Source organism: Thermosulfuriphilus ammonigenes, from assembly GCF_011207455.1.
Lineage (GTDB): Bacteria > Desulfobacterota > Thermodesulfobacteria > Thermodesulfobacteriales > ST65 > Thermosulfuriphilus > Thermosulfuriphilus ammonigenes.
The window spans coordinates 1,887,175-1,898,225 of sequence record NZ_CP048877.1 but is presented as its reverse complement, the minus strand read 5'-3'; the positions used below and the strand labels follow the sequence as shown (position 1 = coordinate 1,898,225).

General features: G+C 53.4%; 11 protein-coding genes. 8 read left to right on the top strand and 3 right to left on the bottom strand.

Annotated elements, in window-relative coordinates; genetic code table 11:
* Positions 1 to 144: 144 nt before the first annotated feature.
* The gene (locus G4V39_RS09270; RefSeq protein ID WP_166032663.1) at positions 145 to 1,101 is read left to right on the top strand and encodes an FAD-dependent thymidylate synthase; all 957 of its coding nucleotides are present in this window, start codon (positions 145 to 147) and stop codon (positions 1,099 to 1,101) included.
* On the opposite strand, the gene G4V39_RS09265 is transcribed toward G4V39_RS09270, so the two are convergent.
* The 3 genes from G4V39_RS09265 to dnaA are packed head-to-tail and all read right to left on the bottom strand — an operon-like array spanning position 1,102 to position 4,035.
* Entirely contained in the window at positions 1,102 to 1,314 is a 213-nt protein-coding gene (locus tag G4V39_RS09265) for a hypothetical protein (RefSeq protein ID WP_166032662.1), read from the bottom strand. It abuts the gene before it with no gap.
* A gap of 38 nt (positions 1,315 to 1,352) precedes the next feature.
* Positions 1,353 to 2,738, bottom strand: coding sequence for an FAD-binding oxidoreductase (locus G4V39_RS09260; RefSeq protein WP_166032661.1), 1,386 nt, complete (start codon positions 2,736 to 2,738; stop codon positions 1,353 to 1,355).
* Entirely contained in the window at positions 2,695 to 4,035 is a 1,341-nt protein-coding gene (dnaA, locus tag G4V39_RS09255) for a chromosomal replication initiator protein DnaA (protein ID WP_166032660.1), read from the bottom strand. Before dnaA ends, G4V39_RS09260 begins: the two co-directional genes overlap by 44 nt.
* A 440-nt stretch (positions 4,036 to 4,475) precedes the next feature.
* Between dnaA and G4V39_RS09250 the strand changes: the two genes are divergently transcribed.
* The 7 genes from G4V39_RS09250 to G4V39_RS09220 all read left to right on the top strand — a co-directional run bounded on the left by G4V39_RS09250 (position 4,476) and on the right by G4V39_RS09220 (position 11,050).
* Positions 4,476 to 5,021, top strand: a complete 546-nt coding sequence (locus G4V39_RS09250) for an HD domain-containing protein (protein WP_166032659.1) — start codon at positions 4,476 to 4,478, stop codon at positions 5,019 to 5,021.
* The gene (locus G4V39_RS09245) at positions 5,008 to 5,931 is read left to right on the top strand and encodes a D-alanine--D-alanine ligase family protein (protein WP_166032658.1); all 924 of its coding nucleotides are present in this window, start codon (positions 5,008 to 5,010) and stop codon (positions 5,929 to 5,931) included. Before G4V39_RS09250 ends, G4V39_RS09245 begins: the two co-directional genes overlap by 14 nt.
* Before the next feature lie 73 nt (positions 5,932 to 6,004).
* Entirely contained in the window at positions 6,005 to 6,352 is a 348-nt protein-coding gene (rplS, locus tag G4V39_RS09240; RefSeq protein WP_166032657.1) for a 50S ribosomal protein L19, read from the top strand.
* Positions 6,353 to 7,021, top strand: a complete 669-nt coding sequence (locus G4V39_RS09235) for a ribonuclease HII (RefSeq protein ID WP_210412084.1) — start codon at positions 6,353 to 6,355, stop codon at positions 7,019 to 7,021.
* The gene (locus tag G4V39_RS09230; protein WP_166030969.1) at positions 7,005 to 7,361 is read left to right on the top strand and encodes a YraN family protein; all 357 of its coding nucleotides are present in this window, start codon (positions 7,005 to 7,007) and stop codon (positions 7,359 to 7,361) included. Before G4V39_RS09235 ends, G4V39_RS09230 begins: the two co-directional genes overlap by 17 nt.
* Positions 7,330 to 9,162, top strand: a complete 1,833-nt coding sequence (locus G4V39_RS09225) for a DUF6178 family protein (RefSeq protein ID WP_166032656.1) — start codon at positions 7,330 to 7,332, stop codon at positions 9,160 to 9,162. Before G4V39_RS09230 ends, G4V39_RS09225 begins: the two co-directional genes overlap by 32 nt.
* Positions 9,155 to 11,050 (top strand): heavy metal translocating P-type ATPase, encoded by a 1,896-nt coding sequence (locus G4V39_RS09220; protein WP_166032655.1) that lies wholly within the window; start codon positions 9,155 to 9,157, stop codon positions 11,048 to 11,050. The genes G4V39_RS09225 and G4V39_RS09220 overlap by 8 nt, the downstream gene beginning before the upstream one ends.
* Position 11,051: the final 1 nt, after the last annotated feature.

The window sequence follows — 11,051 nt, the reverse complement described above, 5'->3', positions numbered from 1 at the left end:
CTTGGTCTTAATTATCTGCACACTCACAAAGATTAAGCCGGGAAAAAAGTCACTATCAAGCCCCGATAAAGAATTTCCGCAGGGACTTTAACAAAGCCCAAAAAGCATTTGCAAGAAAAAGCCGGCTCTGTTATTCGGAGAGATATGAAGATTGTAGATCCCTCCTTTGAGGTCATTGAGGAATACTTCAAAAGGCAGGACGTCCTTTCTCAGATAGAGCGTTGTGGCCGCATCTGCTACAAAAGCGAGGATCGAATTACCCAAGACTCGGCTGTGCCCTTTATTCAGGGGATTATCCGCCGGGGGCATGAATCCGTGCTGGAGATGGCGGCCTTTGTTTATGAAGTGGCCGTGGACACGGAGTCCACTATGGCCCGCTTTTTTGAACGCAACCCTCGTTTTTTCAACGTGGACAAGCTTGATCGCCGGCGCTACCTCTTATCAGCCAATGCCCGGGCCTATCGGGACATGTTCCGAGAGGGCCAAGACCTTAAGGTGATGAAGGCCCTTATCCTTGATCTTCATCGCCGCTGGCCGGTCCTCTTTGAAGACCTTATTCCCAAACACGGCCTTGTTCCTCAAGAAGGTATCAAGATTCGTCTCCTCGCCCCCGAAGAAATAGACGAACTTCCCATCGAATATCGCATCAAACACCGCTATCTTCTGGTGCGTTTTGTTATTAACCGAGCGGTAAGCCATGAGCTGGTACGACACCGAGTGGCATCTTATCTTCAGGAATCGCAGAGATATTGCCGCTACGGCGAGGATAAATTTGGCGGAGGAGTAACCTTCATCCGGCCTATCTTCTATCCTGAGAACACCCCGGAATATAAGATCTGGAAGGAAGCCTGCCGAAAGGCAGAAGAAGCCTATCTTGAGCTCCTTAAGACCTCCTCTCCTCAGGCGGCTCGGACCGTACTTCCCAACTCCTGCAAGACGGAGATCGTCACCTTTGCTAACCTCCTAGAATGGCTCCACATCCTTAAACTCCGGACTTCCAGGGCCGCAGACCCTTCCATGCGCCAGATAATGCTTATGCTCCTTGAGGATCTTAAGCAGAGGTTCCCGGAGGTCTTTGGCTCCCTGGTGGTGGAGGACTGATCAGGCCCGGGGCAACCTTTCCAGACCCAGGGCATTAAGAAGGGTGAAGGCAGCCAGGAGAGGGCATGTCAGTTTGCCCCAGTGACGGCACCCTGTCTCATCGAACTCAAAGCGGGAGCAGGACTCACAAGAGAAGGCGATCTCCTTCCGGACAGAGACAGCCACTCCTTGATCCTGATCTGATATCTCCCGGATAAGAATTCTTCCCTTCATAGATTTCTTTTCGGAGAAAAACCAGAAAAGGTTGATTGTCAGGAAAATATCTTTCCTGGGTTAAGGATTTCCCGGGGGTCAAAGACCTTTTTTATCCCTTTCATCAAGGAAAGGGCAGGAGGGGACACTTCTTGAGGAAGGTAAAGCATCTTGGTAAGGCCGATACCGTGTTCTCCGGAGATAGTTCCCTCAAGCTCCAACACCCCGGAGAAAAGATCTCTACGGGCCTTCTCGGCTCGATCCCTTTCTCCCGGATCACGGGCATCAAAAAGAATATTTACATGAAGGTTTCCATCACCGGCATGGCCAAAGGAAGCTATAGGAAGACGGTGACGTTCTCTTAAGCGGATCACTAGTGAGACGAGTTCAGCCAAGCGACTACGCCGGACAACTATGTCCTCGCCCCTTTTGTGGGGCCTTAATTGCCGGAGGGCTGGTGAGATAGCCCTCCTGGCCGCCCAGATTGTCTCTTCTTCCTGTTGATCTCCGGCGACAAAAATTCGAGCCGGAGAGAGAGTCTTTTTCAGTCTTTGGAGATCCGAGGCCACCGCCTCCCGGGAACCATCAAGCTCCAAGATAAGGAGGGCCCTGGCCGAAGAAAAACCGGGAGGAAGCCTTTGAGCAATCCCAGAGATGGTAAGATCATCCAGAAACTCCGCTGTGCGGGGAAGAACTCCGGCAGAAAGAAGGGTATTTAAAGCGGCCACGGCCTCAAAGGGGCTTTTAAAGGCGGCCAGACAGACACTACGACTCTCCGGACGGGGAAGGACTTTGAGAGTGGCCTTAGTGATAAAGGCCAAGGTTCCCTCACTTCCCACCAGGAGCCGGGTAAGATCATAGCCCACTACCGACTTGGCCGTTCTCCGGCCGACCTCAACTACCGTCCCATCGGCCAGAACTATCTCCAGAGAGAGGACATAATCCCGGGTGACCCCATACTTAAGCCCCCGAGGCCCCCCAGCGCAGGTGGCAATATTGCCCCCAATGGTGGCAAAAGCCAAACTGGCCGGATCCGGCGGATAAAAGAGACCAACCTGGGCCAGGGCTCGATCAAGATCGGCCACCACTACACCCGGCTCAACCACCGCTAGGAGGTCCAGGGGGGAGATCTCCAGAATCCTGTTTAGCCGAGCTGAACTGATCACCAGCCCCCCTCTTACAGCCACCGCCGATCCGGTGGTGGAACTTCCTGCCCCTCGAGGCACTACCGGAATCCTCTCTTCCCAGGCCAGACGAAGGAGGCTGGCTACCTCCTCCACCCTCTCCGGGAAACAGACCGCCTCCGGAAGGGCCTGTATCCCGGAAGCATCATAGGAGTAAGCCAGGAGATCTTCTTCCTGAAAGCAGACCCTTTCTCCCAGGAGATCCTTAAGGGAATTTTTAATCCGTCTGGGCAGCGACACCTGAAGCACCAGTTTCGCCAATGAGATCTTCTATCTGCTGGCAAAGGTATTCAAGTTGGTACCTGGTTTTGGCCTCCTTAGAAGAACGACGAGAGATGGTATTTAAGGCATGAACTACCGTGGCGTGATCCCGATTAAACATCCGGCCAATGGCCTCCAGAGTCTCCCCGGTAAACTTGCGACAGAGATACATGGCCATCTGTCGGGGATAACTTACCGACCTTCTCCGGGAAGGACTCCGGAGTTCGTCCCGGCTGACCTGAAAATAGCGACAGACAAGCTCGATGATCTTTTCTTTGGTCACGTCCCGGCGGTCTCCCACCAGCTCCCGGACCACCTCCCGGGCCAGATCTAGGTCCACCGGATGCTTTAAAAGGCTGGCTCTGGTAAGAAGACCGACAATCGCCCCCTCAATCTGGCGAATATCTCCGGTGAGACTGGTGGCCAGGTAGTGGATCACCTCTTCGGAAAGAACGGTTTTCTGTCGTCGGGCCTTCCTTTCAATAATTTTGACCCTGGTCTGATAATCCGGAGGGTTTATGGAGGTAATCAGGCCCGCTGAGAGCCGAGAACGCAACGACTCCTGGATCTTGGGGATCTCCCGGGGGGGAGCGGTACTGGTAAAAACAACGGCCTTGTTATCATCAAAGAGATAGTCAAGGGTCAGGGCCAGTTCGGCCTGGGTATAGTCCTTCCCGGTAAGAAAGTGAACTTCCTCAAGCATAAGGATATCACAGCCCTGCCGGAATCTCTCTTTAAAGCGATCGATGGTATTGGTCTTTATGGCTCGGACCATCTGGTTGGTAAAATCCTGGGCAGTAAGATAACAAACTCTTAAATCCCTCTTTTCCCGAAGGACATGGTGTCCAATGGCCTGGGAAAGATGGCTTTTCCCCAGACCGGTTTTAGAAAAGAGATAAAGGATCTTTGAATTCGGATCCCCCTGGGCCAGAGAGTAGCAGGCGGAATAGGCATAGTAGTTGGAATCTCCAACCACAAATTCGTCAAAGGTGTAGCGATCGCAGAGGCGGCGTCCCAGAAGACGAGCCGGTTCATAGGGAAGAAAAAGCTGTTTTTCCTCGGCCTCTTCTTCCCGCACCTGAAACAGGAGGTCTTGGCCACCCAGCTCCTTAACCACTTTTTTAATCTGCTCCTGGTAGTTTTCGGCAATCCAGTTGGCCATAAAGCGATTAGGACAAATAAACCGTACGGCCCCTTCGCCCTGGGCCTCTATGGTCAGGGGTTCAATCCAGAGACGATAGCCACTTTCCGAAATGACGTTTTTGAGACGTTCTTTGATCTCCTCACCTCGCACCATTCGAACCTCCAGAACATCTTCTGCCAGATGGCCCCAAGGTTTAAAACCATCTCCGGTTCCCTGTCAAAGCCGATGAGGGGCGATTTTGCCCAACTTAAAAGATAGTTTTCAACAGCAAGACATTTGACGAAAGTCCCTAGGCTTAAGAATCGCCTGCGGGCCAAGGCCTTCAAAAAAACGTAAAGAAATCTTCATAAAAAAAGTTCAATATTTTCAATGAGTTGAATGTCACAAAACACTTTTTCAACAATACCTCTCTTCTAAACAATCTCTCAATTTCGCCACTTTTTTAAGGACTTAAAAAAATCTTTCTTCTTCATAAGAAGCGAATATAACGTTAAAAAAGTTTAATGTGGCAAAAAAACGAATAAAAAGTTTCTTCCCCGGCCTCTAAACAAATTCTTGGACAATAGACCCGGACATTGTATGATCGCCCTCCGATGAAAATACCCAGTTGGCAACAGGCTCGAGAGCTCCTGGATCGTTTTGGAGTCCCCGAACACATCAGGGCCCACTGCGAAAAAGTGGCCAGGGTGGCCCTCTTTCTGGGAGAGGCCTTAAACCGGTCTGGAGAGTCTCTGAGACTCGATCTCCTTGCTGCCGCTGGTCTCCTTCATGATCTGACCAAACATGAAAGCCTTGTCACCGGAGAAAATCATGCCTTCACCGCGGCCAACAGGCTCTATGAATTGGGTTATCCAGAGGTTGCCGCCATAGTCAAAGAACACATTTTTCTTAAACCCCGACCACCGTCATCCCCCATTGATGAGGCCGAGGTCATTTATTACGCTGACAAAAGGGTTATGCATGACCGAATTGTTTCCTTAAAGGAGAGGTTTGCCGATCTTCTTGCCCGATATGGAAAAACAGAAGAAAGCCGTCAAAGAATAAAAGTCCAAGAGGAGGCCAGCTTGAAACTGGAAAGAAGAATCTTCTCCCGCCTCCCCTTTGGCCCCGAGGAGGTCGCCAAGCTTGAAAAAGACTAGATTGGCCCTTCTTGCCGGAGGAATATCCCCCGAAAGGGAGGTCTCCCTCAGAGGGGCGGATTCAGTCTATCAGGCCATTGACAAAGACCGCTACGAGGTCCGCCGCTATGACCCGGCCACCGACCTTCCCCATTTGGTAGCCGAGGCCAGAGAGCTTGACTGTGCCCTGATCATTCTCCATGGCCGGGGAGGAGAAGACGGCACCATCCAGGGAATGCTTGAGCTCCTCGGAATACCTTACCAGGGAGCCGGCGTGCTGGGTAGCGCTTTGGCCATGGACAAGGCCTTAGCCAAAGAAATATACTCTCTAGCCGGTCTCACCACTCCTAAAGCCCGGAAACTCCGACGTGGTGCCCCCTTAAACCTGGATAACCTGGCATTTCCGGTGGTGGTTAAACCAGCTACCCAGGGCTCAAGTATCGGTCTGGAGATAGTCAAAAAGAGAGAAGAGCTCCCTCAAGCCCTCAAAACAGCTTTCTCCCTGGATGACACCCTTGTCCTTGAAGAATTTATCCCCGGGCGGGAGCTTACCTGCGCCATTCTGGATGAAACCCCCTTGCCAGTAATAGAAATAATCCCGGGAGAAGACTATCCGTTTTTTAATTATGAGGCCAAATATCTCCCTGGAGCCACGAAAGAAATCTGTCCGGCCCCAATTCCAGAAGAAATCAAGCTCAAAGTCCAGGAGGCCGCCCTCAGGGCCCATCGGGCCCTGAGACTCCGCCACGTAAGTCGAAGTGATTTTATCTGGGGAGAAGATGGAGAGATCTATATCCTGGAGACTAACACTATACCGGGGATGACCGAAACCAGCCTTTTACCCTTGGCAGCGAAGGTAGCCGGTCTTGATTTTCCAGCCCTGATAGAAAAACTCATCTCTATGGCCCTAAGAGACGGGACTCCCCCTTGAGAACCCCAAGGCTTATATGTTAAATAGGTCTGCTCCTTGGGTTGAGGGGGCAAAGTTATTCAAGGAGGCAACCATGTTACCTCAAGTTCGAGAGATAGAAAGCCGTTACCTGCGGTCTGATCTGCCGGATTTCCGTCCCGGAGATACAGTCAAGGTTCATCTTAGAATCACTGAAGGTGAAGAGAAGGAACGTATCCAGATCTTCCAAGGGGTGGTAATTCGCAAACGAGGGACAGGTACCGGGGCCACCTTTACCGTCCGCAAGGTCTCCTACGGCGTTGGAGTGGAGAGAACCTTTCCCCTTCATTCCCCTCGCATCGAAAAGATCGAAGTTGTCCAGCGGGGTAAGGTTCGGCGTTCGCGGCTGTATTATCTGCGGCAGCTCTCGGGTAAGAAGGCCCGGATCAAAGAACGTCGCTAAGTGTTTCTGGCCCCATCTAATTTCGACCGCTGCCAGTTAGAAAAAGAATTGTCGGGCGCCGGCTATCGGCTGGTGGCCGGGGTGGATGAGGCTGGCCGTGGCGCCCTGGCTGGTCCGGTGGTGGCCGCCGCCGTTATCCTCCCGGAATTCTTTTGGGAGGAGGAGGCCTGGATCAGCCTCATAAACGATTCCAAGGCCCTTTCTCCGGAGGCCCGGGGCCGGGCCTATGATTTTATAGTAGCTGAGGCCCGGGCTTGGTCGGTAGCTGAAGTGTATCAGGAAGAAATAGACCATCTAGGAATCCTTAAGGCCTCCCTTAAGGCCATGGCCTTGGCCATAGAGGGGTTGTCTCCCAAACCGGATTTTCTCCTTATTGATGGACCTTTCACTGTCGACTGGCCCGCCCCTCAGAGACCAGTTAAGCATGGAGATGCGCTCTCTGTCTCCATTGGAGCGGCCTCTATCCTGGCCAAAGTCACCCGAGACCGCCTCATGGAACGTCTTCATCAGGATTATCCTCACTACAACTTTGCTCGAAATAAGGGCTATGGCACCAAAGAACACCGACTGGCCCTGGCCCGCTTCGGCCCTTCTCCGGTACATCGGCGGAGTTTTCGCGGTGTCCTCCCCCAAAAAGAGGCGCCTGACCTCTTTGGGCCGGCAGTCTGAGGCCTTGGCCGCGGCCTATCTCCGAAGCCAGGGCTACGAGATCCTGGAGACCAACTATCGTGGCCGACGGGGTGAGATTGACATCGTTGCCCGATACCAGCAGATCATAATCTTTGTAGAGGTTAAGGGACGCCGCAGCCTTAACTACGGCCTTCCAGAAGAGTCCATCACCCCAGAGAAAAGGCGCCGTCTCAGCCAGACCGCCCTTGAGTGGCTTAAACGAAACAAAGGCCTTGAGGCCCTTGTCCGTTTTGATGTCGTCACTATTGTTTGGGAAGATCATGGTCCAAGAATCAACCACATCCAAAATGCCTTCCAGGTCTCAGAAAACGGGAGCTAAGGACTCCTCCCGGGAGAGAATCCTTGCCCGGGCCCTCCCTCCCAGGGCCCCCCTGGCCCGGGTGTTGCTGGAGACCTCTCCTGCCGAAGCCGAGCGGATCTTCAATCGTCTGCCCCTTTTTGAACAGGTGGAGGTTGTCCTTACGGCCCCCTGGGAGATACGCCAGAAGCTAATCCTTCTCTCTGAACGGGCCCCGGAGCTGGTCCAAAAGCTCCCCCCCCAGGAACTCTTCTGGACCATCAAGGCCATTGGCCCCGAAGATGCCCTCAGCCTCCTGGCCCTGGCCACCCCGGAACAGATGGCCTTTATCTTTGATCTTGATTGGTGGCGTAAAGACAGCCTAGTGCCTGAGCGCATCCTTAGCTGGCTCATCATCCTTTTTGAGGTTTCTGAAGACAAAGTGGCCCAGTGGTTGGTCAGTGTAGATGAAGATCTTCTGGCCGCTGTGATGCATCTATTCATCCGGGTTAACAAGCGTCCTGATGATACTGACTTCATGGAAGCCCGAGACAGACTGCCTCCTTTCACCCTGGATGACACCTATTTTATTGCCTTCCGAAAGAAGAAGCTTGAGCCAATCTTCATGCGTCTTCTCCAGATCCTTATCGAAGTCTCCCCAGAAAGATACCGAAACCTTATGGAAACCCTTCTCTGGGAGCTTCCTGCCGAAGTCCAGGAGCGAGCCTACCGCTGGCGGAAGGGACGGCTGGGCGACCTGGGAGTTCCGGATTATTTCGAGGCCCTGGACATCTATGCTCGTCTGGAGAGCCCAAAACAAATGAGGCCCGTAGAGCGTCGCTATCTTCCTGAGCCCACGGAGGATCTGCCTCCTCCGGCCTTCCTGCCGGTGGTCTATATGGGCGAGGGGCTATTCACCCAGGCCCTTTCCCGAATCACTGATCCAGCCCAGTTTGAACGCCTGCGGCGAGAGTTGGCCTGGGTGGTCAACAAAATCCTAATGACTGACGAGATAAACCTGGATGATCCCTCTCAGGTAAAAAGGGCTATTGAAAAGGCCGAAAGCTACTTCAATCTGGCCCTAGAGGTGCTCTCTGGTAAAAACCCAGAAGAGGCCAGGGCTTGTTTGGAAGAGTATCTTTTGGAAGACCTGTTTCGCCTAGCCCATACCAAACTCCGGGGCCTTCGCCGCCAGGCCCTGGCCCTTTTTGAGGATGAGCCCTTAGCCGAGGCCCTCTCTTTCCTTGATGAACCCTACAAACTTACCCTGGAAGGGCTCCTTCAAGAACGCCCCCAAGATATCTTCTACTTTGATCAAAAGGCCCAGGGTACAGATCAAGAGTTTCGCTTCTTCCAAAACCTGACTGAGGTAAAAGAAGTTGCCGGACGGCTCAAGGAGATAGAGCTTTTTGGTCGCCTGCTTCCTCGCATCTTTGGCCCCCCCAGAGGATGGCCGGGGAAATGCCTTCTTGCGCCGACTAACATCACCGAGACCGAGGATCTTGTCTGGAGCGGTCTTTTAGCTACTGCCCTGGCCAATTGGCTCCTTAAAGGGGCCTTTGTCTTTGAGCCCCTTACCCGAAGAGAATGGTCGGCCTTCCTCAAGAGACTACTTGAACCGGCAAGAGAGGGAGAGCGCGCCAGGATTCCCCCCCAGATTCGCCAGGAGGTAGAAAGAAACTTTAAGGCCTTAATCGACCCAGTAGAGGAAGAAACCTTAACTCGATTTCTTGACTATTTCTTTGGTCGTTTGGAGGACGAATTTGCCTACGTTGACCCGTCCTCTCCCCCTGACCCCCGGTACATCACCTTAGTAGTGGTGAGGCTTGGGGAAGATGGCTGAAGAGAAACTCTTCCGTGGGCCCTGGTGGCAATATCCGCCCCTGGTGGCCGCTATTGTTGCCGGGATAATAAGCGGAGCAGCCTTTGTTCTGGCTCATACCAATCTTCTCCCTCCAGGGATAGAAAAAGCCCTATATCTTCTGGCAATCATCATCGGTGGCCTTCACTGGATGAGGGAAGGCCTTGAGCGTCTCCTCAGCCAGGGCCGCATAGATATCAAGATCCTGATGATCGGGGCCACCGGTGGCTCGGTAGCCTTAAATCTCTGGGATGAGGCCGCCTTTCTGGTCTTTCTATACGGAGCTGCCGAGGGGCTAGAGGAATACACTTATGCCCGGACAAGAAGCTCTATACGAGACCTCCTTGACCTGGCTCCCAAGCAGGCCGTGGTCCTCCGAGGGGAAAGGGAGATCAGTGTCCCGGCGGAGGAGGTTCGCCAGGAAGATGTCTTTCTTGTCCGCCCAGGCCAGTCCCTGGTTACCGACGGTGTTATCCTTGAGGGAGAGTCATACCTTGATGAATCAACGGTTACCGGCGAGTCCACTCCAGTAAAAAAGGGGCCGGGAGATAAAGTCTTTGCCGGGACTATCAACCAGACCGGAGCCCTTAAGGTTCGGGCTACAGCTTCTTTTGAGGATAACACCCTGTCCAGGATTATCCATCTTATTGAGGAAGCCCAGAGGCAAAAAAGTCGCACCCAGCTTTTCATCGAACGCTTTGGCATTTGGTACTCTCCCCTGGTGCTTTTTACTTCGGCAGCCCTAGCCATTGGGGCTCTCTTTTTTAGCCCTGATCCCCTCCCCTGGCTTAAGCGAGCGGTGGTTCTCCTGGTGGCTGGAGCCCCTTGTGCCCTGGTTATGTCTACACCTATCGCCATTGCGGCCGGCATCGGACGGGCCGGTAGAGAAGGGGTCCTTATTAAGGGAGGTATCCATCTAGAGAACCTGGGTAAAATTAAGGTAGTGGCCTTTGACAAAACAGGAACCCTTACCCTAGGACGCCCGATGGTCACTGACATCGTAGCTTTAACAGAGGAAGAAGAGCTTCTTCGGTTGGCCTTAACCCTGGAACGCCTCTCTGAGCATCCTCTGGCCAGGGCCATTGTGGCTGCCGCCGAAGAAAGAGGGCTCACTCCCCTTAAGGCCGAGGCCTTTAAGGCCCTAGCTGGATCTGGCGTAAAGGCCACAGTGGCCGGAAAGACCATCTACCTTGGAAGACCTGAGCTTATGGATGACTTAGGGGTTGATCTCTCTCATCTTCAGGAACAACTCAGCTCCTTAAGGGCCCAGGGCAAGACCATTGTCGTGGTGGCCGAAGAAAAGAAGCCCCTGGGCCTTTTGGCCTTAAGGGACAAAGTTCGTCCCAAGGCCAAGGAGGTCATCAGGGAGCTCCACCATCTGGGGATAGAATCTGTTATGCTGACAGGAGACCACCTTAAGGCAGCCAGGCCCATTGCTCAAGAGCTGGGTATTGACGAGGTCCGGGCCGGTCTGTCCCCAGAAGATAAAATCAGAGCCGTGGAGGAGCTGAAGAGACACCGAGGGCCAGTGGCCATGGTGGGAGATGGAGTCAACGACGCCCCGGCCCTGGCCCAGGCCACCGTAGGGATAGCCATGGGGGCGGCCGGCACTGACGCCGCCATTGAAGCCGCCGATGTAGCCCTGATGGGTGATGATCTGGGCAAGATTGTCTTTGCTCTAAAACTTGGCCGCCGGGCCCGGGAGATCAGCCGAGAGAATATCATCTTCTCCCTTCTGGTCTTGATGGTTCTTATTCCTTTGGCCCTGCTAGGAGCCATCAGTGCCGCCTGGGCCGTCCTCTGCCACGAGGCCTCAGAACTTTTGGCCGTGGCCAATGGACTGCGCACCTCCCGTCTCAAGGAGGCCTGAT